The organism is Vibrio tarriae (genome assembly GCF_002216685.1).
Classification (GTDB): Bacteria; Pseudomonadota; Gammaproteobacteria; order Enterobacterales; family Vibrionaceae; genus Vibrio; species Vibrio tarriae.
The window spans coordinates 2,143,094-2,166,498 of sequence record NZ_CP022353.1; the positions used below are offsets into that span (position 1 = coordinate 2,143,094).

Annotated in this window: 19 protein-coding genes and 1 pseudogene; 7 read left to right on the plus strand and 13 right to left on the minus strand. The window is 47.6% G+C overall.

Translation table 11 applies throughout. The features are described 5' to 3' along the window. The first annotated feature begins 208 nt into the window (after positions 1-208). Positions 209-1,243 (plus strand): NADP(H)-dependent aldo-keto reductase, encoded by a 1,035-nt coding sequence (locus CEQ48_RS15520; protein ID WP_198301173.1) that lies wholly within the window; start codon positions 209-211, stop codon positions 1,241-1,243. A gap of 37 nt (positions 1,244-1,280) precedes the next feature. On the opposite strand, the gene CEQ48_RS15525 is transcribed toward CEQ48_RS15520, so the two are convergent. The 5 genes from CEQ48_RS15525 to brnQ form a co-directional block, all read right to left on the minus strand. Further along, on the minus strand, positions 1,281-1,532 hold the full coding sequence (locus tag CEQ48_RS15525; RefSeq protein ID WP_089071862.1) for a hypothetical protein: 252 nt from the start codon (positions 1,530-1,532) through the stop codon (positions 1,281-1,283). A 576-nt stretch (positions 1,533-2,108) separates the two neighbouring features. Continuing rightward, a complete protein-coding gene (gene vpsR, locus CEQ48_RS15530) occupies positions 2,109-3,443 on the minus strand; it encodes a cyclic-di-GMP-binding transcriptional regulator VpsR (RefSeq protein WP_089071863.1) in 1,335 nt (444 codons plus the stop codon). 272 nt (positions 3,444-3,715) lie between these two features. After that, positions 3,716-5,248 carry a lysine--tRNA ligase gene (gene lysS, locus CEQ48_RS15535; RefSeq protein WP_089071864.1) on the minus strand — a complete coding sequence of 511 codons (1,533 nt, stop codon included), beginning with the start codon at positions 5,246-5,248 and terminating at the stop codon, positions 3,716-3,718. A gap of 30 nt (positions 5,249-5,278) precedes the next feature. Then, positions 5,279-6,377 (minus strand): peptide chain release factor 2 gene (gene prfB, locus CEQ48_RS15540; RefSeq protein ID WP_113597784.1). Its coding sequence is split into 2 segments (ribosomal slippage): positions 5,279-6,301 and positions 6,303-6,377, totalling 1,098 coding nucleotides; the frame shifts between segments, so codons are not numbered across the junction. A gap of 168 nt (positions 6,378-6,545) precedes the next feature. Next, a complete protein-coding gene (gene brnQ, locus CEQ48_RS15545; protein WP_089071865.1) occupies positions 6,546-7,859 on the minus strand; it encodes a branched-chain amino acid transport system II carrier protein in 1,314 nt (437 codons plus the stop codon). A gap of 307 nt (positions 7,860-8,166) precedes the next feature. Between brnQ and CEQ48_RS15550 the strand changes: the two genes are divergently transcribed. Beyond that, a complete protein-coding gene (locus CEQ48_RS15550) occupies positions 8,167-8,889 on the plus strand; it encodes a tRNA1(Val) (adenine(37)-N6)-methyltransferase (RefSeq protein ID WP_089071866.1) in 723 nt (240 codons plus the stop codon). A gap of 87 nt (positions 8,890-8,976) precedes the next feature. Further along, complete coding sequence (gene srmB / locus CEQ48_RS15555; RefSeq protein WP_089071867.1) at positions 8,977-10,242, plus strand: ATP-dependent RNA helicase SrmB; 1,266 nt, start codon at positions 8,977-8,979, stop codon at positions 10,240-10,242. 101 nt (positions 10,243-10,343) lie between these two features. Here the strand turns inward: srmB and prfC are convergent, their stop codons facing one another. After that, complete coding sequence (gene prfC / locus CEQ48_RS15560) at positions 10,344-11,933, minus strand: peptide chain release factor 3 (protein ID WP_089071868.1); 1,590 nt, start codon at positions 11,931-11,933, stop codon at positions 10,344-10,346. 208 nt (positions 11,934-12,141) lie between these two features. Between prfC and CEQ48_RS15565 the strand changes: the two genes are divergently transcribed. Further along, positions 12,142-14,199 (plus strand): putative bifunctional diguanylate cyclase/phosphodiesterase, encoded by a 2,058-nt coding sequence (locus tag CEQ48_RS15565; RefSeq protein WP_089071869.1) that lies wholly within the window; start codon positions 12,142-12,144, stop codon positions 14,197-14,199. On the opposite strand, the gene rimI is transcribed toward CEQ48_RS15565, so the two are convergent. The 4 genes and pseudogenes from rimI to ubiT form a co-directional block, all read right to left on the minus strand. Beyond that, positions 14,188-14,637, minus strand: a complete 450-nt coding sequence (rimI, locus tag CEQ48_RS15570) for a ribosomal protein S18-alanine N-acetyltransferase (protein ID WP_198301174.1) — start codon at positions 14,635-14,637, stop codon at positions 14,188-14,190. The two genes, CEQ48_RS15565 and rimI, sit on opposite strands and share 12 nt — an antisense overlap. Beyond that, a complete protein-coding gene (locus CEQ48_RS15575) occupies positions 14,634-15,041 on the minus strand; it encodes a DNA polymerase III subunit psi (RefSeq protein ID WP_089071871.1) in 408 nt (135 codons plus the stop codon). The genes rimI and CEQ48_RS15575 overlap by 4 nt, the downstream gene beginning before the upstream one ends. A gap of 110 nt (positions 15,042-15,151) precedes the next feature. Continuing rightward, positions 15,152-15,655 (minus strand): GNAT family N-acetyltransferase, encoded by a 504-nt coding sequence (locus CEQ48_RS15580; protein WP_181714655.1) that lies wholly within the window; start codon positions 15,653-15,655, stop codon positions 15,152-15,154. Then, a pseudogene (gene ubiT / locus CEQ48_RS15585) lies at positions 15,639-16,167 on the minus strand (ubiquinone anaerobic biosynthesis accessory factor UbiT). Before ubiT ends, CEQ48_RS15580 begins: the two are co-directional and overlap by 17 nt. A gap of 232 nt (positions 16,168-16,399) precedes the next feature. Between ubiT and CEQ48_RS15590 the strand changes: the two are divergent. From CEQ48_RS15590 to CEQ48_RS15600, 3 genes are all read left to right on the plus strand, one after another. Beyond that, positions 16,400-18,454 (plus strand): bifunctional diguanylate cyclase/phosphodiesterase, encoded by a 2,055-nt coding sequence (locus CEQ48_RS15590; RefSeq protein ID WP_089071874.1) that lies wholly within the window; start codon positions 16,400-16,402, stop codon positions 18,452-18,454. 107 nt (positions 18,455-18,561) lie between these two features. Then, positions 18,562-19,575: a ubiquinone anaerobic biosynthesis protein UbiU gene (gene ubiU / locus CEQ48_RS15595; RefSeq protein WP_089071875.1), complete on the plus strand. Its 1,014-nt coding sequence runs from the start codon at positions 18,562-18,564 to the stop codon at positions 19,573-19,575. Positions 19,576-19,586: 11 nt separating this feature from the next. Next, positions 19,587-20,465 (plus strand): U32 family peptidase, encoded by an 879-nt coding sequence (locus tag CEQ48_RS15600; RefSeq protein WP_000872504.1) that lies wholly within the window; start codon positions 19,587-19,589, stop codon positions 20,463-20,465. Positions 20,466-20,523: 58 nt separating this feature from the next. Here CEQ48_RS15600 and vcrM read toward each other — a convergent pair whose 3' ends face one another. The 3 genes from vcrM to nlpI all read right to left on the minus strand — a co-directional run bounded on the left by vcrM (position 20,524) and on the right by nlpI (position 23,322). Continuing rightward, positions 20,524-21,861, minus strand: a complete 1,338-nt coding sequence (gene vcrM / locus CEQ48_RS15605) for a sodium-coupled multidrug efflux MATE transporter VcrM (RefSeq protein ID WP_089071876.1) — start codon at positions 21,859-21,861, stop codon at positions 20,524-20,526. Positions 21,862-21,903: 42 nt separating this feature from the next. Beyond that, complete coding sequence (locus CEQ48_RS15610) at positions 21,904-22,311, minus strand: MarR family winged helix-turn-helix transcriptional regulator (protein ID WP_198301175.1); 408 nt, start codon at positions 22,309-22,311, stop codon at positions 21,904-21,906. 99 nt (positions 22,312-22,410) lie between these two features. Further along, complete coding sequence (gene nlpI / locus CEQ48_RS15615; RefSeq protein ID WP_089071878.1) at positions 22,411-23,322, minus strand: lipoprotein NlpI; 912 nt, start codon at positions 23,320-23,322, stop codon at positions 22,411-22,413. Between the last annotated feature and the right edge of the window lie 83 nt (positions 23,323-23,405).

Consider the following 23,405-nt stretch of genomic DNA (forward strand, 5'->3'; position numbering starts at 1 on the left):
TGTCGCGACGATCTTTTTGTTTTCGCAGTGTCGTGACTCGCTTATAGTGAAAAAACAGTCTCTCTCATGACTCGGTTCCTTTTGTGGAGACAGTGTAAACCTCTGTGATTTTTCTTATCCCGAATGTAACGAAGTCACCGCCACTAGGCTTCAACTTCCAAGAAAAGGGAATATCATTCGTTCTTTGGCTCTAAGACAAGGAAGTGTTATGCAATATACCAAGCTGCCTCATTCCAGCCTCGAAATCAGCAAGATCTGTTTAGGTACCATGACTTTTGGTGAACAGAATTCGCAAGCTGATGCCTTTCAACAGCTCGATTATGCTCTCGAGCGTGGAGTGAATTTTATCGATACGGCGGAGATGTATCCGGTTCCGCCAACGGCACAAACACAAGGTAAAACCGAAGAGTTTATTGGCAATTGGCTGACTAAATCCGGTAAGCGAGAAAAAATCGTGCTCGCCACCAAAGTCGCAGGTCCACGCAATCTGCCTTACATTCGCGACAAAATGGCGCTCGATCATCGCAATATCCATCAAGCGGTCGATGATAGCCTACGTCGTCTGCAAACGGATTATATCGACCTGTATCAACTTCACTGGCCGCAGCGCCAAACCAATACTTTCGGTCAGCTCAACTACCCTTATCCAGACAAACAAGAAGAAGTAACGCTGATTGAAACACTGGAAGCGCTCAATGATTTGGTGCGCTTGGGTAAAGTGCGTTATATCGGTGTCTCCAACGAAACGCCGTGGGGAGTGATGAGCTACCTGCGTCTTGCAGAAAAACATGAACTGCCAAGAATTGTCTCGATCCAGAACCCTTATAATCTGCTCAACCGCAGTTTTGAGGTAGGACTTGCCGAAATAAGTCATCTGGAGGGCGTTAAGCTACTCGCTTACTCGCCACTCGCCTTTGGTGCTTTAAGTGGTAAATATCTCAATGGCGCTCGTCCTGCGGGTGCGCGTTGCACGCTGCATCAACGCTTCTCACGCTACTTTACAGAACAAGGCATCCTTGCAACAGAAGCTTATATCGCATTAGCCCAGCAATTTGGGCTCGATCCTGCGCAAATGGCACTGGCGTTTGTTAATCAGCGCCCATTTGTGGCCTCGAATATTATCGGAGCCACAACGATGGAGCAGTTAAAATCGAATTTGGATAGTTTGGATATTTCATTAAATGCAGAACTTCTGCAAAAAATTCAGGAGATTGGAACTACTTATTCCAATCCCTGTCCTTAGTGATGTGGGGGCTGGTGCACAGACCAGCCCCTTAGCATTACGTCGGTATTCGCGCAGCTAACACTCGGCGAATATGTCTCACACGGCGTTCCGCGACAACAGCATCCGGCAAACTCAAGCCGATTGGACGACCATCCGTTTCCAAGCCAATATCACACAACAAATGCGGATTATTCCAAGGTAGATGATAACTACTTCTGCGCACTTTACGCTTCCACACTCGCTCCTCACGGCGCAACTCAGCACGAACCAGTAACACAGCTAATTGTAAGTAAATAGATTGACGCATGATATTTTCTCCAGTGGTTTTGCTGGGGAAAATGACGATCGAAAGGGAAAAGTCAGAAGACACTCCTACTCAGCTGCCATTTTCCGCAGCCTAATAAGAGGTTACGGATTAATTCAGTGATCTTTGCTCAAATCATTGCCCATTGCGCGCACGGGAAAATCTCGGTGTGCGGTTTGGGTTGAATCAAGATCAGAAGCGCAAAGCAATGATGCAGATACGAAATGTGCCATGATGCGCCTCCAAGCAAAGTCAATTAATCCAAAAGAAAGGTGATATGAGTAAGTGAAACTTACGGTTAAATTCTAAACAACTCAGGTAACAATATTCAACATTTTATTACACATGCTCGAAAAAACAGCGTTTTTCGCTAAGTCAGAGTTTTTATCGCGTTTATGAATAACATATTCAGCCAAGGAATAAACACAAGGCGCTATATGCATCCAAACATTGATCCTCGAAATAAGCCATAGTACTGAAATCAGCCGCAGAAAGACGATCAAAAATCAGTCTTTACTACAAAAAATTCAGCCACTTAACCAAGTGGCTGAACATGAGTACAAGGTAAATCAGCAAAACTTAGAAGTTTTCATCGGTGATCAAGTTGTGTTTATTCAGTAAGCGATACATGGTTGCACGCGATACTCCCAGCTCTTTGGCTGCCGTTGAAACTTGCCCAGAGTGCGACTCCAACACCAGCAGCAGTGCATCACGCTCGGAGCGTTCCCGAATGCTTTTCAGGCTGCGGCGGCCATCGCTGCGCTTGGGAAGATCGAGCTGAGATTCATCCAGCACCACAGTATCTGACATTAATACCACACGCTTGATCTGGTTCATCAGCTCACGCACATTACCCGGCCAATGGTAGCGAGTTAACCCACGTACGGCATCTTCGGAGAAGCTGCGCGCCTGGGCGTTGTACTCTTTGGAGTATTCTTGCAGAAAGTGTTTAGCCAGTAGCACGATATCCGATGCGCGCTCTTTCAGGCTAGGTACATTAATCCGCAATACGTTGATGTAGTGGTACAACTCTTCGTTAAAATCACCATCGATCAGTGCTTTTTCTATGTCTGACGAGTTGGCGGCCAAAATACGCACATCCACCGTACGAACCCCTTGGCGTGTCTCAACAGTCCCTTCTTGTAAGAAACGCAGTAGGTTCAGTTGTTGGCTTTTGGGCAAGGTCAAAATATCGTTTAGCAGTAGTGTGCCGCCATCCGCTTGCAGCAAAAAGGGTTGTTGGTCTTCCTCGGTTTCACCAAGGCCAAACAGTTCGCTTTCAAGGCGTTTTTCTGACATAGCCCGACAATTGACCGAGATGAACGGCTTTTGCGCGCGCGATGATGTTTTGTGAATCGCCTTCGCTACCGTTTCTTTCCCGGTTCCGCTTTCGCCATAGATCAAAATACTGACATCGGTAGGACCAATGCGTTTGATCTGGTCGCGCAAGCGCTTCATAGGCATGGATTCCCCTATCAAGCCCATGTTGCCGGCCGAACCAAAATGTGGCCAAACTTTCTTTTCCAACTTCAGCATACCAAGTTGGTGACCAATGGTGCTCAACAACTGAGCATCAGGGATCGGCGCGGTAAAAAAATCGATACAGAAGTTTACGATAAATTGGCAAATGGTATCTGAACTGAGCTGCGCTTCGCGAATGAATGCCAGCCAACGGACTTGCTTATGGCTACTCACCAAATTCGCAATCCCGTTAAGGCTAAATTCATCATGGCTTAAATCCACAATACCAATACATGGCCCAGTCTCGACAAATAACGCGTCCGCTTTGCGCAAATCTGCTACTTGAGTACAGCGCCAACCCACTTTTTCCAACACAGCCAGCCAGGGTTCATAGGTACCTCCCACCACAACAAGAGAGCCAGGTACTGAATCCATACGGAATTGAGTGCTCATGAACCTATATTCCTTATTTTTATTGTTACGATGCGGATTATTCTATTCGCACCTACTACATGGTTACGGACGTTACATTAGCGAGACTTTGCACGAGAATCTGTCTCATAGATAAGACTAGACAACAAATGCCAAATTTTCTAATCAACTTATGGGAGAAGGTCATAATTCAGAAAAAATAATGGCTTACATTCCGCTGGTTTGGCATATTTATTTCTTGATGAAATAAAAAAGCCGCTCTATTGAGCGGCTTTTTTATCAATCTACAGTGATTATTGCTGAGGGCGCATCGCTGGGAACAAAATCACATCACGGATAGTGTGTGTATTGGTCAGGAGCATAACCAGACGATCAATACCAATACCTTGACCCGCTGTTGGCGGTAAGCCGTGCTCTAAAGCGGTAATGTAGTCGGCATCATAGAACATGGCTTCATCATCACCAGACTCTTTCGCTTCCACTTGGGCTTTGAAACGCGCATCTTGGTCTTCAGCATCGTTCAGCTCTGAGAAGCCGTTTGCCACTTCACGGCCACCGATGAAGAACTCAAAGCGGTCAGTGAAGAACGGGTTGTCATCGCTACGACGTGCCAGTGGAGAGATATCTGCTGGGTATCCCGTGATGAAAGTTGGCTGCATCAGTTTCGGCTCAGCCGTTTCACCAAAGATCTCTTCGAGAAGCTGACCACAGGTCCAGAAAGGCTCCACATCAACGTGAACGGATTTCGCGATAGAAACCATGAGGTCACGGTTTTGAATGTCTTCTTCGGTCAGAGCTTGGATCTGCGCGTGATTTGGGTTGTAGTGCTTGATCGCATCAAACATGCTCATACGCGCGTATTTACCACCAAATTCAACGGTATGCTCACCGTAAGGCATGGAGGTTGAACCGAGAACTTCTAACGCCACAGAGCTGAGCAGCTCTTCCGTCAGATCCATCAGATCTTTGTAGTCCGCGTACGCCATATAGAATTCCATCATGGTGAATTCTGGGTTGTGACGTGGAGAAAGACCTTCGTTACGGAAGTTACGGTTGATTTCGAATACACGATCAAAACCACCGACAACCAGACGCTTCAGGTACAGCTCAGGCGCGATACGCAGGTACATCGGCATGTCGAGCGCGTTGTGGTGCGTGATGAATGGGCGCGCACTCGCACCACCAGGGATCACGTGCATCATCGGCGTTTCAACTTCCATGAACTTTTTTGAGATCATGAAGTTACGAATTGCTGACATCACTTTAGAACGTACAATGAAAGCATTGCGAGAATTTTCGTTGACGATCAGGTCAACGTAACGCTGGCGGTAACGCATTTCTTGGTCAGTCAGACCGTGGAATTTCTCTGGCAGCGGGCGCAGTGCCTTGGTCAGCAGTTGGAATTGATCCATGTTGACGTACAAATCGCCTTTACCGGATTTATGCAGGGCACCTTGTACACCGATGATGTCACCGATATCCAAACCTTGGTATTTGTCTTTCAGCTCTTGTTGTACTTCTTTCGATGCATAAGCCTGAATGCGGCCAGAGGTTTCTTGAATCACCAAGAATGGACCACGTTTTGCCATCACACGACCAGCGATAGACACCACATGATTGAGCGCTTCCAGTTCTTCCTTACTCTTTTCACCGAACTTCTTCTGCAGATCACCCGCTAGGCTATCGCGACGGAACGAGTTTGGGTGTCCGTTTGCTTTACAGTTCTTGCGGATGTGATCCAACTTGCTGCGACGCTCTGCAATCAGTTTGTTTTCTTCTTGCGCGATTTGCTCTTGATTAATCTCGTTTTGAACAGCATCAGTCATTTGCATGTACCTTGTTTGTCGGTAAAAAGCTTACAGGCCTGATTTCAGGCTAGCTTCGATAAATTTGTCTAAGTCACCATCGAGTACCGCTTGCGTGTTGCGGTTTTCAATACCTGTACGTAAATCCTTGATTCGTGAGTCATCCAACACGTAAGAACGAATTTGGCTACCCCAACCAATGTCGGATTTAGCATCTTCGTTAGCCTGTTTCTCGGCGTTCTGCTTTTGCAGTTCCAATTCAAACAGTTTGGCGCGAAGTTGCTTCATCGCTTGATCTTTGTTTTTGTGCTGTGAGCGATCGTTTTGACACTGCACGACCGTATTGGTCGGTACGTGGGTGATACGCACCGCCGATTCGGTGGTGTTAACGTGCTGACCACCGGCACCAGAAGCACGATACACGTCTATACGCAGATCGGCAGGGTTAATTTCGACATCTATGTTTTCATCTACTTCAGGGTAGATGAATGCCGAAGCAAACGATGTATGACGGCGGCCGCCTGAATCGAATGGTGATTTACGCACTAAACGGTGTACACCGGTTTCGGTACGTAGCCAACCATAAGCGTAATCACCAATGATGCGCACCGTCGCAGATTTCAATCCTGCTACGTCGCCTTCAGACACTTCAATCACTTCGGTTTTAAAGCCTTTGGCGTCTGCCCAGCGCAAGTACATGCGCAACAGCATCGAAGTCCAATCTTGCGCTTCTGTACCGCCAGAACCAGCTTGTAGGTCTAGGTAGCAATCGGAAGAATCGTGATCACCAGAGAACATGCGGCGGAATTCGAGCTGTTCAAGTTTAACTTCTAATTCATCCAATTCAGGACCAATTTCATCAAACGTTTCTTGATCTTCCGCTTCGATGGCCAGTTCAAGCAAACCTTCGACATCGTCGACACCACGATCCAGTTGATCGATAGTATTCACAACCGCTTCTAATGCAGAACGCTCTTTACCCAGGGCTTGAGCACGCTCAGGCTGAGTCCAGACATCAGGTTGCTCTAATTCAGCATTGACTTCTTCAAGACGCTCTTTCTTGGCGTCATAGTCAAAGATACCCCCTCAGGATATTTGTGCGTTCAGACACATCCTGCAGGCGGTTTTTAATAGGATTGATTTCAAACATGTTGGCTTACGGGTTATGAATAGAAATTAACCGCGGAATTCTACTTAAAAATGTGATGAAGATACAGGAAAAAATACTTTATCCGCAGCTGGGAGCGGAATAAATTGTAAAAGATCCGTATAAAAAAGCGGAAGCCAAGGCTCCCGCTTAATCCGATATAGAAGAGGCTTATGCTAACTCTTCTCCTAGAACTTGTGATGATGCTGAAGAGATGAAGAACATGCAGATCAGCGTAGCAAAGGTTGGCAATAACCAGCCCATGCCGTATTCAAAGAAGGGCAGGAAATCGAATGCAGAGACATCAAAGCCCGCTACTTTCGCAGCATCCAGTAAAGCCACCAGCAGTGAAACAGACAGTACTACACGGTATGCAACACGTGGGTTTGGAAGCTTGTGGCGCACGAAAGTCAATGCTACCAGTGCAATTGCCACTGGGTAGAGAGCAAACAATACTGGAATAGAAAGTGTGATGAGCTGCGCCAAACCAACGTTCGCCACAACGCCACAAGCCACACCATTAACCACTACCCACTGTTTGTAAGATAGAGAGGTGTGCTTGCTGAAGAAATCAGAACACGCTGAAATCAAGCCAACCGCAGTGGTCAAACAAGCCAACATAACGATAACTGAAAGAACCAACTGACCATAGCTACCAAAAAGAGCTTGTACGTACTGGCTTAAAATCGCGCCACCATTGTTAGCACCGGCCGCCACACTTGAACTGGTTGCACCAAGATAGAATAGCGAGCCGTAAACCAGCGCCAAACCAACTGCCGCAATCACAGCAGAAGTGATCAGATAACGGGTAGTCGCCGCACGATCGGTAATCCCTTTGCTACGCAGTGCATCCACAATCAAGATACCAAACATCAGTGACGCAAAAGTATCCATAGTGTTATAGCCTTCCAAGAAACCTTTAGTCAGAGGTTGGCTTAGGTATTCACCTTGCGCAGCAATCATCTCACCTTGTGGGTTCATAAATACGCCCAGCGCAAGGATAATCAGACCAATAAAGAGCGCTGGTGTCAGCAACTTACCAATCAAATCAACCAGTTTGCCTTGCGACCATGAGAAGAACATCGCAACAGCAAAAAACAGAACAGAGAAAAGCGTGAGATAAGATTGAGCACTCTCTACAAAAAATGGTTTTACTGCCATTTCGTAAGCCACCAGACCGGTACGAGGAGCCGCAAACGCAGGACCAATGACGATCAGGATCAGTGCAGCCATCAGCACAGAAGCTTTTACAGGCAGATCTTTGGTGAGGTGTTCCCAACTACCACCAGCAACAGCAATCGCGATGATAGTGATAAGAGGTAGACCCACAGCGGTCAGCAAAAAGCCGAACATGGCAGGAGTAATGTTCTCACCCGCCAATTGGCCAGCGAGAGGTGGAAAAATGATATTGCCTGCGCCTAAAAAGAAGGCGAACAGCATAAAGCCCAAAGCTAAAATATCTGCTAGTTTTAACGTCTGCTTCACAGATAACCCTTATTTATAAATGTAATGAATGTTGTGTATGCATCTCACTGCTTAAATCGATATCAAGCTAAGCGGTGGAAGCCGAATAATGACGAATACGCTTGTATTTCGCAACTGCAAAGCAAAAAACGCCACAATAATTTATATTAACAACAATAACGCAGTGTCATATGCTAGATGAATGTAAAAAACTAGAATTACAGACTGCATAAGCAGCACATTTTTTCACCAATCAACAGAATAAAATATTAGCAATCATCTGCAGGCTAGAGCTTTTCGCTTAACTCTCATTTGGCACAGAATTACGATGAAAACCAATAAATTAATCAATAAAAGCTTTCACTTTAAACAATTCTCTATAGAAGAAGGCACATGCGGCATGCCAATCAGTACCGATGGTGTTTTACTCGGTAGCTGGGCATTTACCCTCTCTCCAACGACGATTTTAGATATTGGCTGTGGCACAGGGCTTTTGAGTTTAATGTGCGCGCAGCGCTTCCCTCATGCCCACATCACCGCTTTGGATATTGAGCAAAGTGCGTATCAAGCGGCAGAGCATAATCGGCAGCAGAGCCCTTGGGCTGAACGCATCGAATGCCAACATTCCGATATTCTGCACTGGCAGCCCTGCAGACGCTTTGCCGCGATCATTTGTAATCCACCTTATTTCAATAGCGGAGAAACCGCTCAACACCAAGTCAGAGCGACGGCACGCCACACCATCAGCTTGCAGCACCAAGCCTTGATTGAGCGCTTACCTAAGCTCCTTGAACCCGATGGCGTAGCGAGTTTTATTCTGCCTAAAGCGGAAGGTGAAGATTTCATCGCCCTAGCCAAACAAGCTGGGCTCTTTGTGGGGCGCTATTGTCAGGTTCAACCAACCACGGACAAACCTGTGCATCGTCTATTATTTGAGCTGCACCTATCCCCTTGTTTACCAGTAGAGACAAGACTGGTGATCCGTGAGCAGCAGGGTTACAGTGAGGCGTTTTGTCAGTTAACTCGCGATTTTTATCTGAAGATGTCGTAATTAAAGATGTGATCTAAAGCGTGATCCATCTATAATGTGCGCCCTGTTTTAAGACAGAGCCTTTCAACGCTTGTGGAGTAATTATTTGTGATTAAAACCTTTGCCGACCTCGAACTCGATCCAATTTTGCTTGAAGCGATCGAAGAAATGGGCTTTAGCCGCCCAACCCAAGTTCAGGCTGAAGCAATCCCGCAAGCACTGGATGGTCGCGATGTCTTAGCCTCAGCCCCAACAGGCACGGGTAAAACGGCAGCTTTCGTGATCCCAGCGCTGCAATATTTGCTCGATTTCCCACGCCGTAAAGCGGGGCCTGCGCGGATTTTGATCCTCACTCCGACTCGTGAACTGGCGATGCAAGTGGCTGAACAAGCACAGGCACTGGCCAAAAATACTCGTCTGAACATTTTTACCATTACTGGTGGTGTTCAGTACCAAGAGCACGCCGATATTCTGGCCACCACCCAAGATATCGTGGTCGCCACACCAGGACGTCTGCTGGAATACATTGACGCCGAGCGCTTTGATTGTCGTGCGATTGAGTGGCTGATCCTCGATGAAGCGGACCGCATGTTGGACATGGGTTTTGGCCCAACCGTTGACCGCCTTTCGACCGAGTGTCGTTGGCGTAAACAGACACTGCTCTTCTCTGCGACTTTAGAAGGCCGCGGTGTGGAAGGCTTTACTGCCGATCTGTTAAAAGATCCCGCCCATGTTGATGCCGAGCCCCCCCGTCGTGAACGTAAGAAAATTTCGCAGTGGTACCACCGCGCTGATGACATGCCGCATAAAGTGGAGCTGCTGAAAAAGATCCTGACCGAGCAAGCCGAACGTTCAATCGTGTTCTTAAAAACTCGTGAGCGTCTCGCAGACCTGCGTGCTGAACTGGAAAAAGCCCAGATCCCGTGTGCTTGGATTCAAGGTGAAATGCCGCAAGATCGCCGTAACAATGCGATCACCCGTTTTCGTGAAGGTGATGTGAATATCCTGCTCGCCACCGACGTGGCTGCACGAGGTATCGATGTGCCAGACATCAGCCATGTGATCAACTTTGACTTGCCACGCAGTGCTGACGTTTACCTACACCGTATCGGCCGTACTGGACGAGCAGGAAAAAAAGGCATCGCCATTTCACTGGTTGAAGCGCACGACCAACCGATGATGGCGCGTGTTGAGCGTTACATCAAAGAAGAAGTCAAAGAGCGTTTTATTGATGGCCTACGCCCTAAACACAAAAAGCCTGTGTTTAAGAAAAAGAAAAAAGACAGCAAGAAAACGACAGAGAAAGGCGCGGTGAAAAAGAAAGCCACCAACAAGCCAAAAGCGACTAAGAAGAAAGCTGCAACCAAAGCCTAAAATAGGCAATCCTGTTACGAAAAAGCCGATGATTGCTCATCGGCTTTTTTATAGGTCTCGATAAAGCGCGCGCCAAATCGAGCGCGCGTTGATCTTAATCCTTAGTGCTCACGAGTCGCGCGGAATATCACCTCAGGTGAACGCTCCTGCGCCAAGTTCAAATTCACCATGGTGGGTGCGATATACGCAAGATTATCGCCCCCGTCCAGCGCAAGATTACTCTGGTTTTTGCGCTTAAACTCTTCAAACTTCTTCACATCGTCACACTCAACCCAACGCGCAGTCGCAACGTTAACGCCTTCATAGATGGCTTCAACGTTGTATTCAGATTTCAGACGCGATACCACCACATCAAACTGCAGTACCCCCACCGCACCAACGATGAGGTCGTTGTTTTGGAGTGGACGGAAAACCTGTACTGCACCCTCTTCCGAAAGCTGCACTAAGCCTTTTAGCAGTTGCTTTTGCTTGAGTGGGTCACGCAGACGAATACGGCGGAACAGTTCAGGTGCGAAGTTCGGAATACCGGTAAATTTCAGCGTTTCGCCTTGGGTAAAGGTATCGCCAATCTGGATCGTGCCATGGTTATGTAGGCCGATAATATCACCCGCAAAGGCTTCTTCTGCACGCGCACGGTCGCCCGCCATGAAGGTTACCGCATCCGAAATGTTGATTTGCTTACCAAGACGCACGTGATTCATCTTCATGCCTTGCTTGTAAGTACCAGAAACAATACGTACGAAAGCAATCCGGTCACGGTGCTTTGGATCCATGTTGGCTTGAATTTTAAACACGAAGCCAGTGAACTTCTCTTCGCTCGCGTCCACTACCCGCTCTGCCGCTTGGCGAGGCATAGGTGATGGAGCCCATTGGGTCAGGCCATCAAGCATATGGTCAACCCCAAAGTTACCCAGTGCCGTACCAAAGAAAACCGGTGTCAGTTCGCCTTGCAGGAAGAGTTCACGATCAAATTCATGTGACGCGCCGAGTACCAATTCTAACTCTTCACGCAGCTGCGCCGCTAAATCAGCACCGACCGCTTGATCCAGTTCAGGGTTATCCAAGCCTTTGATAATGCGCTCGTCTTGAATAGTGTGGCCTTGACCCGTTGAGTACAGAATCGTTTCATCACGATGGATGTGGTACACGCCTTTAAACTCTTTACCACAACCGATAGGCCATGTGATCGGCGAACAAGCAATTTTCAGCTCATTCTCCACTTCATCCAGCAATTCCATAGGATCACGGATTTCGCGATCCAGCTTGTTCATGAAGGTAACGATCGGCGTATCACGCAGACGGGTGACTTCCATCAATTTACGGGTACGATCCTCAACCCCTTTCGCGGCATCAATCACCATCAAGCAAGAGTCAACCGCGGTCAGAGTGCGGTAAGTATCTTCCGAGAAATCTTCGTGTCCCGGAGTATCCAAAAGGTTAACCAGACAATCGCCGTACGGGAACTGCATGACAGAGGTGGTCACCGAAATACCACGCTCTTTTTCCATTTCCATCCAGTCGGATTTCGCGTGCTGGTTTGAGCCACGGCCTTTTACCGTACCGGCCACTTGGATCGCACGTCCGAACAGCAGGACTTTTTCAGTAATCGTGGTTTTACCCGCGTCAGGGTGCGAGATGATCGCGAAAGTGCGGCGTTTTGATACTTCGCCGAAATAGGGTGTAGTTGACATCAACAAGTTCTCTTTGTGCTCAATCAGCCCAACATAAGCTAGCGAGCGTTTCGGTTCAAATTTGCGCGGTATTCTCCCCTATCTTGGCGCAGGGAGCAACTTCACTGTCTTTAATGATGGCATTCATATTTTCTTGTGGCAGTTTTAATTAATTTATCAATAGAATTGAACTATAACTGTAGAGAGTAGAAAAAATGAAGTCGGGCCTATGACCAAATTTCGCAAGATTCATTCTTTGGCCTTTAAGCAAGCCAAAAGCGTGTTTTTAGTCTCTGTACTGTTGGGGCTCTGTTTTAGTTTTTACCACACCTTGTCCGATCTGCACCAAGAGCAGAGCAAGGTGCAGGAGCACTATAATTTTAAATTGGTGCAGAGTTATGAAAATGCCAGTCAGGCCGCTTATCATCTCAATAATCTACTCGCTGAGCAGGTCGCCACCACTTTGATGCTCGACCCCGGCATCTTCAAAGTAGAGATTGTAGATGACTTTGGCGATGTGATGACCCGTAAAGAAAAAGCGGTCAGTGAGCAGAGTCAGTTAGTAAGTGCATTGGCGAGTTACTTGACCCCAGAGGTTTCCGTTTTTAATGCCGAACTGCATCAGCCTAACTCTAATGTGGTGGTCGGCAAACTGAGTTTTTATATCGACGGCTCATCGATAGCCAAAGTATTTATTGCCAAAACCACTCGCATTCTGCTCTTCGACCTATTGCGTAATACGCTATTGACCACGATTTTACTGCTGTTTTTCTACCAGAAACTCTCTCGCCCGATCACTATGTTGATTGCGTGGGTCAATTCACTCAATGATACAAAGCGCTCGCCGCTGCCTCTTCGCCTTACTCAAGATGACGAGCTCAGCGAACTCGCGTCGACGTTTCAATCTATGTGGAAAGGCAAAGAGTTGGCGGAATCCAAACTCAATCAATTGGCTTATTACGACAGCCTAACTGGGCTCGCCAATCGCAGCCTGTTGCTGCAAAAATTGAGTGATGCGATTGCAACTGCGCAAAACTCGCATAGCACAGGCGTGTTGTTCTATCTCGACTTGGATCGCTTTAAAACCATTAATGACTCACTCGGCCATACCATCGGTGACCAGTTGATCAAAGCCGTGGCGCTGCGCATGGAGGCATGGACTAAAAACGACTACCTTTCAGCACGCGTAGGGGGCGACGAATTCGCAGTGCTGATCCCTTATCTCTCGCCCGCAAGAGCCGAGGAGGTCGCCAAACAATTACTCACACTGATTTCCAATCCTTATACCGTAGATGATCACCAGTTTTACTGCACCGTGAGTATTGGGATTTCGGTTTTCCCTTCGGTGGGGAGCAGCAATATCGATGTGTTACGCCAAGCGGATACCGCACTGTATCGAGCCAAAGCCAGTGGGCGTAACAAGTTCATGTTCTATGAGCCGGAAATGCAGGCTCAAGTGGAATCTTTCCTTGAAATCGAGAAAGGCTTGCATGAAGCGCTCAACCAACACCAACTTGAGCTTTACTACCAACCTCAAGTCGACGAGCAGCACAACATTATTGGTGTCGAAGCGCTGATCCGCTGGAACCATCCGAAACGCGGGCTGCTGCCTCCTGGTGTTTTCATGCCGATAGCAGAAGAGACTGGGCAGATTCTACCGATCGGTAATTGGATCATTGAGCAAGCTTGTTATCAGTATGCCCAATGGAAGAAACAAGGCATTTTACCGCCCCATTTTCGCCGTTTGGCGATCAATATCAGCCCATTACAGTTTGCTCAAGAATCCTTTATTGAGCAGGTGAACCACGCTTTACGCCAAGCAGGGATCACTGGTGAACCGATAGAATTAGAGATAACCGAGAGCTTATTGCTGGAAAACGTTGAGAGCGCCATAGAAAAAATGGCCAAGCTGAAGGAGAGCCAAATTAGTATTTCGATTGATGATTTTGGAACCGGCTACTCTTCGCTGCGTTACCTCAAGCATCTCGCGGTCGATGTGCTGAAAATTGACCGCTCTTTTGTCAATCAACTGCACCTAGATGATAACGATCAAGCGATCGTCGACACCATCTTGGCGATTGCCAGAAAACTGAACTTAGAAGTGATTGCCGAAGGAGTGGAAGACACCTCAGAGCTGGCCGCACTCAAAAAACTGGGGTGTAACCAATTCCAAGGCTACCTGTTTGATAAACCGCTGCGAGCTGAAGAGATTGCGCAGCGCTTTGTCAGCAGCAGTTATCGCAAAGTTCAAACCTTACCCGTTGCAACAAACAGTTTACAAAAATAGGTAGCTCATGATGATCGCATCTTCACTCTTACCCTTTGCGGCAGGGTAATAGTTGATACGGCGATCGATTTCATTAAAGCCCGCTTGCTGATACAGATGAAAAGCTCGCTGATTACTTTCACGCACTTCTAGCCATGCGCTTTCTGCTTTTTGCTGTTCACACTGCGAAATAAAGTGCTGTAAAAGCTGCTTGCCATAGCCTTTGCCTTGCTGCGCCGGATCAATCGCAATATTCAATAAGGTCACTTCGCCAACAATATTCTGGGCATAGAAATACCCCACAACCTGTTGATCCACCAACATGACTTGATGACATGCTCCACGGCTATTTAAATCACGCACTAAGGACTCCGCCCAAGGATGGGAATGCGCCGCACATTCAATGCGCCAGACAGCATCCAGATGGGTCGGTTGCATTGCAGTAAAAACAGTCGTCATGATGCGGTTCCTTGATGAGCGCAAATTTGCTGCCACAACGCGCGGCGGTATTGAGTATTGCCATCAATGTCACTCAACCGCGGCGAATGCAGCTGTTTTTGAGCCTGATGAGATAAAGGATCGCAGCCCGCAAACCAGATCCACTCGAGCCCGGTATAGGCAAGTTGACTGAGCTGAATGGGTGCGATGTAGCGAACCATCGACAGTTCAAGCTTAAAGCTTTTGAGAATTCTCTCCAGCAACAGGATTTCCGCGCCTTGTGGCGGTTGATTGACCACCAACAAGAGTCGGCAATCGTGATCCAGCGTTTGTGTGCGCGGCTGAAATCCGACCAAACGCTCTGGATGGATCAATTCCCATTGTTGAATGTCCATCGCGGACAAATAGTGTGAAGAAGAAAGCATGGTGTTACTCGCAGCCTATCTGAGCGGCAATGCTAACAAACAGGTGATTGACGACTCAAGGGCTAGAGAGAAAAAGGAGCAGAAAGGCTCCTTTTCATCATGAGCAGGATTTATAAAGCCGCAAACTCAGGGCTGTACTCAATCAGTCCGCGCCGACCATCTAACTCTCGCTCCCACATTGCCACAACTTGAAATGCTCCCTGCGGAACATCCCAAGCACAACGCAGCGAATAACGCGCGGCATCTTCAAAACCAAAGCGTGAGTAGTAAGCCGGATCGCCAAGCACCACACAAGCGGGATAGCCAAGCTCCCCAAGCGAGCTTAACCCTTCTTTGACTAACTCTGCACCAATACCTCGGCGGCGGTATTCTTCTTTTACTGCGAGTGGTGCAAGGCCTTGCCAGTTGAGATCCTCGCCTTCTAACGTGACAGGACTGAACATCACATGCCCAATAATCTCACCTTCATCATCACAAGCCACCAGTGACAAAGTGCGCTGCCCATTTTCGCGCAACGCCATCACTAAATCCGCCTCAGCCTCAGTAGCAAAGACGTTTTTCAACAGTTGATCGACCACCAAAATATCAGCAGGCGCTTCAGTTCGAATAAGCATTAATAACCTCGTGGGATGAATTCGGTGTTTGCATCCCTTTATGCACAAAATCGGCCAGTTGGTGAAGTAAAATCTGTAATGCTTTCGGCAATTGTTGTAGATCCACGCTATCCATCAGGTTTTTCACCTCCAAACCGAGTTCGGTATCCCCTTCAATGGAGAGTCGACGCTGGAAGAACAGTGTATCAGGATCTTCTTTACGTCCGGCAATTAAGACCAAATCATTCAGATTTCCGCTAAAGCTGACATCTTCGCCGACGGGTTTATCTGCAACGACTAATTTGTCGTTTTGGTAACTGATAAACCAGCGCAATTCCATATCTTTTACTTCGACTTTCAGCCATTTATCTTCGAGGAATTCAAAGTCCCCGTCCTGTAAGGCTTCGCGGAATACTAAACCCATTGCATCAAGCAAGGCTTTTTTTTTGAACGTTTTGGGGCAATAAGTGGATTGGAGATCGCAAAATTGAAGCAGCGTTCTGAACCAGTTGAGTGCGAATCTTGTTTAACACGAGCGTTATCCGTTACCTTGTTAGTCAATCTGCGCCCATCATACTGGATGTCAGCACCTGGATTCCTGTTATGTATCAAAAAATAACTTCAGGCCAAGATCCTTTTCTACTGTGGAAATCACAGTTATAGTTAATCATGTTACCGAATTGGTAACGCTATACCCCAACAGCATACGCTGTTAAAGGGGATAATATAAACGTCGTCGCGCACGGACAGTTGGTAGTATTTTAAATGCCTGCTCAAACCTCATCTCAGCTCAAGCATTGGTTTGCAAAAATTACGTCACACAGTCCGTTCTTTTTTGCAATCCTCAATGATCAACACCAATACGTGATGGTCAACGAGCGCTATTGTGATATCGCCGGTCTCTCTAGCGAAGAGATGGTCGGGATGAGCGATAGTCAGGTTCTAGGCGAACATTTTTATCGCCATCTCAAACCGTTTTACGAACGTGCGTTTAACAACGAGCATATTGAGTCCGAGCTGACCCTTAGCGAAATCGACCTCGAAACCAGCTTACACTTTTCTCTCTCCCCCATCATGATTAACGATCGGGTGCAATACCTTGTATTCCACGCGATTGATACCTCAGAAAAGCAGATTTTAGTGCGCTCTCTGGAAGAATCGGAAAGCAAATACGCACTCCTCACGACACTGCTACCTGATGGTTTAATGATGGTAGAAAATGACTGCATTATTTCTGCCAACCCTTCCGCTGCACGTTTACTTGGTTTTGACGACGCACAAAAACTGCTCGGAGAAAACCTCTCCAGACTGTTTATTGATGAAAAAACCAAAACCGTTTTTTCATCACAGTTGGCTTCGCTGCTGACAGAAAAACCCTTGGTTTGCTTGACTGGGCCAAGGTGTGGGTTTGAACGGAAAATCCAGCTACACGCAGGTTGCACCTCTTTACTCGGTAATCAGTCGCAGTTGATCTTATTGCAAGATGCCGATGAAGCGCCAAAACAGTTCTCTGCGACCACTCAAGCCGATGCGCATATCGATAACCTCACTGGGCTGTATAACCGACACGGGTTTACCAAGCGCTTAGAGCAGTGCATCCAAAATGAGACGCCTTTGGTTATGCTCTATCTGGACATTGATAACTTCAAAAACATCAATGACTCTCTCGGCCATCACATCGGTGACAAAGTGATTAAAGAGGTGGCTGCGCGTTTAAAACGCTTACTGCCACAGCAAGCCGTACTTGGCCATTTGGGCGGTGATGAGTTTGGTTTGATCTTGCCGGAACCAGAACACAACCGCTCTGCAGAAATGTTGGCAGATCGCATTATCTCTTTGATTAATCAACCTTTTGACCTGCACCATTTCAGTAAGCGTTTAGCTTGTTCGATTGGCAGCGTGCGTTATCCCGGAGACGGCAATGATGCTCGCGTATTGCTGCAAAATGCCGATACCGCGATGTATGAGGCTAAAGAGCGCGGCCGTAATCGCCTGATCAAATTCAATGATCAGATGAACAAAGAAGCGCGGATGCGCCTTTGGTTGGAAATTGAACTGCAAAAAGCGCTACAACAAAACGGTCTAGAAGTGTGGTACCAACCGAAAGTCAATGCGCGTGATTTTAGCATCAATGGCGCAGAAGCCTTGGTACGCTGGAAACATCCCGTTGAAGGCTATATCAGCCCAGGTGCTTTCATTCCCGTTGCGGAAAAAGCTGGCTTAATCGAACATTTGGGTCGCGTGGTTATGCGTGAAGTCTTCGCGACCGTCAAACGCTGGAAGCTGCAAGGCATTTTGCCCGGGCGTGTGGCGATCAACATCTCCCCCGAGCAGTTTGGTAATCCTCAACTGATTGATTATTTAGAAAAACTACTGCGAACAACTGGGCTAGATCCCAACAACATCACATTTGAACTGACCGAAAGTGCGGTGATGAGCGATAGTGAACATACCCAGCAAATGCTCAATGCCATCAAAAAACTCGGCTTCACCTTGTCGATTGATGACTTCGGTACAGGTTACTCGTCGCTGGCTTACTTAGCTCGCTTCCCGATCGATGAGCTCAAAATCGACCGCGCGTTTATCAGTAATATCGACACTCTACCCAAACAGCTCACGGTGATTGAAAACATCATTAATCTGGGGCGCTCACTGAACCTGACCGTGGTTGCAGAAGGGGTAGAAACTCAGCAACAAGCCACTTTACTCTCCAACCTAAATTGCCACTCCATCCAAGGCTTCCATTTTTATCGCCCACAACCTAAGCACGAAGTGGAAGAGTTGTTTGCGCAAAATCGCCGCCATCGCAAATCCCTCTAAGGGGTTAATTTAACTCTGATTGGTGGAAACCTGCCTTACATCAAATCGGGGAGACTCAATCCTTCCTAAAATGCGTTCACTATTCCCTGAATTCAGAGCCTTACGCTATGGAACTTCTCTGTCCGGCCGGAAATTTGCCGGCCCTGAAAACAGCGATTGATTGTGGTGCCGATGCGGTTTATATCGGTTTCAAAGATGATACCAACGCTCGCCACTTTGCCGGCCTTAATTTTAGCGGCAAAAAGCTCGAAAAAGCGGTGGATTACGTACACGACCACCATAAAAAAATTCATATTGCACTCAATACCTTCGCCCACCCTAATGGCTTCGAGCGCTGGACTAATGCGGTAGATCAAGCGGCCGATCTCGGGGTTGATGCCTTGATTATTGCCGATATTGCCGTGCTGGAGTATGCAGCGCGTCATTATCCACACATTGAATTGCATTTGTCGGTACAAGCCTCTGCGACTAACGTGAAAGCCGTTGAATTTTATCATCAGAACTTCAACATCAAACGTGTCGTTCTGCCGCGCGTGCTTTCCATTCATCAGGTGAAGCAGCTTTCGCGTAATATTCCACAAGGTGTCGAGCTGGAAGTGTTCGCCTTTGGCAGCTTATGCATCATGTCGGAAGGCCGCTGTTATCTCTCCTCTTACATGACGGGTGAGTCGCCTAATACGGTTGGAGCTTGCTCTCCCGCTAAATATGTACGCTGGCAAGAGACAGAATCAGGGCTTGAATCTCGCTTGAACGAAATTTTGATTGATAAGTATGCGGCGGGGGAAAATGCAGGTTATCCAACCCTGTGTAAAGGGCGCTTCATCACGGATATTGAAGGTGAACGAAAGTGCTATCACGCCCTTGAAGAGCCAACCAGTTTAAATACCTTGTCACTGCTGCCAGAGCTGTTTGCCGCCAATGTGGCTTCGGTAAAAATTGAGGGGCGTCAACGAAGCCCTGCGTATGTCGAACAAGTCACCTGCACTTGGCGTGCCGCGATTGATCGCTACTTAGCCAATCCTGCGCAATACCATGTCGAACCCAAATGGAATGCGGCACTGGCCAATGTCTCAGAAGGTACCCAAACCACACTCGGTGCCTATCACCGTCAATGGCAATAAGGGCAACGATCATGAAATATGCTTTAGGTCCACTACTCTATTTCTGGCCAAAACAGGACGTTGAAAGTTTCTATACTCAAGCCGCCGCCAGCATGGCGGATGTGATTTATCTTGGTGAAACTGTCTGCTCGAAGCGCCGTGAAATGAAACCACAACACTGGTTTGAGATTGCCAAATCCCTCTCAGCTGCTGGCAAACAAGTGGTGCTTTCCACCATGGCACTGCTTGAAGCGCCAAGTGAAATCAATGTAATGAAGAAGTACATCGATAACGGTGACTTCGCGATTGAAGCCAATGATGTTTCCGCTATTCAGATGGCGCACGAAAAAGGCCTTCCTTTTATCGTCGGGCCGGCCGTCAATACCTATAACGCACACACTCTCAAGCTGTTTTTAAAACAAGGCATGATCCGTTGGTGTATGCCAGTTGAGCTCTCACGAGACTGGCTAATCAACACCTTGCAACAGTGTGATGAGCTCAATATTCGCGGACAATTTGAAGTAGAAGTGTTTAGCCACGGCTATTTACCACTGGCTTATTCGGCGCGCTGCTTTACCGCTCGCGCCGAAAACCGCGCTAAAGACGAATGTGAGACCTGCTGTATTCGCTACCCGACGGGCATTCAAGTCGCGAGCCAAGAGGGGCAATCGGTATTTAACCTCAATGGTATTCAAACCCAATCGGGCTACTGCTACAACTTGGTCAATGATTTACCGAGTATGGCCGGATTGGTCGATGTGGTGCGTTTAAGCCCACTCGGCGTTGAGACGTTCCAACATCTTGAGCAATTCAAAGCCAATGAACAAGGGCTGAAGCCGCAGCCGATTACCAGCCATCAGTGCAACGGTTACTGGCATCAATTAGCCGGTTTGGCCGTTAAAAATAGCTAAGGTTTACCAAAGGGTTGCTCATCGGCAACCCTTTTTATTTGCCTTTTCCTTTGCCTTTTCATGCATAGGAAACTTGGGTAGGTTTCCCCATTTTGTTCACATCGCGCCAGAGCATAATGCCGACCACTGTACTCAGCACAATATTGGAGATGGGTAAAGCGATCCATACCCCTGTCAGCCCAAAAAACTGCGGCAAAATAAACAGGAAGGGCAACATGATCGACATATTCCCCACGGTAATAAACATGGCTTTGCCACCGCGATTTGTGGATTGGTAATACGCCGCGCTCACCACTAAGAAACCATCAAGATACATCGCAAACAGATGCAGCTTAATGCCCATTTGCGCTCCGGCGATCAATTCGCTGTCGCTGGAGTTAAATATCGCAATCGCCTGCTCAGGGAAGAGGTTGAGCACCAGTACAAACGCCATCCCTCCCAGTACGGCAATCCCCATCGCCAAGCGCAATAACTTACGGATGTGATCGTAATTACGCGCCCCAAAATGGTAGCTGGCCAGCGGCTGCATACCATTCGCAATACCTTCAACAGTCAGGTAGTAGATCGTCACTATGTAACCCATCACCGCATAAGCGCCGACCATGACGGCATTGCCGTACTCGATCATCAAGGTGTTGTGCAGCGCAACCATGGTGGAACCGTAGGCATACATAAAAAAGCTTGAGACGCCAATCGCGAAGATCTTGGGTAACGAGTGCCACTCCAACCTTAAGCAACGACGGGTTAAACGCATATTGGCTCGGGCAGAAAAGAAATACGCCAAGCCTAATAACATGACCACCACCTGCGCAAGAGTGGTGGCGATCGCCGCACCGGTAAGCTCCCATTGCAGCCAAGCGATAAAAAGGTAATCAAGTGCGATATTGGCCAGTGCACCAATCACCATTAATAATGTAGCCAAATTGGGGCTGTGATCGTTACGTAGCAAAAACGGCATCGCAATCGAGCCTAAGGTGAACAAACAGCCAACCAGTAACACTTGCAAATACTGGAGGCCTAATTCAAACACCCTTCCTTCAGCGCCTTGCCAACGCAAGAAGTCATCCGCCATAAACCACAAAATCACTGCCACGATAGGGGCAAGTAGCAACAAACTCATCAATCCAGTGGCCAGAATACGCTTAGCACTGTCAGGATGGCCTTCCCCTTGTTTGATTGAAGCTAGAGCTCCAGTTCCCACCCCAACCAGCATACCAATCCCAAGGATGGTGCCGATCACAGGCCAAGCCACGTTAATGCCAGCTAATCCCTCAGCGCCCACATAATGGCCAATGAAGATGCCATCCACAACTTGATACAGACCATTAACCAGCATCGCAGCCACCGTAGGAATGGTGTAGCGAACAAACTGTCGGTAAATCGATCGATTCATCATACAAACATATCTATTTAGTTAGCCTATCTACTAAAACTCCGACTAGCGCAGGGCTTTACCCAATAACAAGTCCAGTATCATCGCTTCTTCAGAAGATAAATTCTGCGCCACTTGTTCTGCCAAAATCTGATAAACCTTAGCTTCACTCGCCAGATGCAACTCCGCTTGTTCCGTCAGCTCAAACAATTGAGAACGCGCATCCGATTGGCACTGAACGCGTTTCACTAAACCTCGCCGTTCAAGCTTCTTCAGCATGTTAGAGGCAGAAGGCTTACTCACTTCTAACGCCTGTGCTAAATCGGTTAAACGGATCGCTTGAGGGGCGCTTTGAATCACTTTCAGGTAGTCATATTCGTTAAAACTGAGCTGAGCAAGAGGATCTTCTTTGCCATATTTACGCCAAACTTTGGCGGCAAAGCGTTCCATTTTTTCTAAATTAACATCGAGCATATTCGATAACACATAGTTAGCAAGGCTAACTATTCTGCCAGAGTCCTAGCGACAAAAAAAAGCCGCAAGATGCGACTTTTTTATCAGAGAGAGGTGAAACTATTGTGTCATTGCTTCGGCTTTCGCGCGCGCTAACTGCTCTTCACGGGCTTGTTGATAGATACGCCCTAGCTCAAGAAAAGCATAGCGATGCTCCACATATTCATACACATTGAAGGAAATCGCGAGCTTATACAAAGAGAGAGCATGCGCCAGTTCTCCTTGCATTTGATAACGCTTACCAAGGTAGAAATAAGCCTCAGTGAGACGCTGTGCTAACAGCTCATTTTCTCGAGAGCCTGCAATAATGGCTTTGAATGCGACCTCTTCTGAGAGTTGATCCAGCATCAGTCCTACCAGCACCCAGCCCCACTGTTCATCGTGCTGCTGATAGCGTTCAAGCAATTCTGTACGCGCTTTTGTCGGATCAATATCGCTTTCTATGATGTACAGCCACAGCGCCCGGAATGGATCTTGTGGGTCTTGCTGATAGTGCTTACTGATCTCTTCGAGTGCCAGTTGTGGACGCTCGCCATAGTAAAGCGCGATGGCGCGATTGCGCACGGCATACTCGTTACTAGGATCCAATTCTAACGTCGAATCGAAGGATTCATACGCGGCATCAAACTCGCCCGCTTCGGTGTAATACACCCCTAGCAAGTTAAATACATCGGGCTGCGCAGGGTTAATCGAGAGCGATTGAGTAAAATCGAGCCGAGCCAAATCACGTAAACCGACACTGTCGTAATAATTGCCACGTTCGAACAGCATTTTAGCGCGTATCTCAGGCTCAAGATCCGTACGCTGTAATAATTGGCTCAAGCGGGCGATTTGCACTTCTTGTTGAATCGACGCTTGCAGCGGTACCGCCATTGGCGGGTAAAGCCATTGGGTTGCAGATTCATTCTGCGTGGCACACCCTGACAGCAGAACCAATCCTATCACCGCTATCGGGAATCGAAACCATTTCACTCATCATACTCCTGTGGGATTTCGCATAAAAAAGGGAGCGAATAACGCTCCCTTTATAGCACGCTTTTATTATGAAAAGTAAA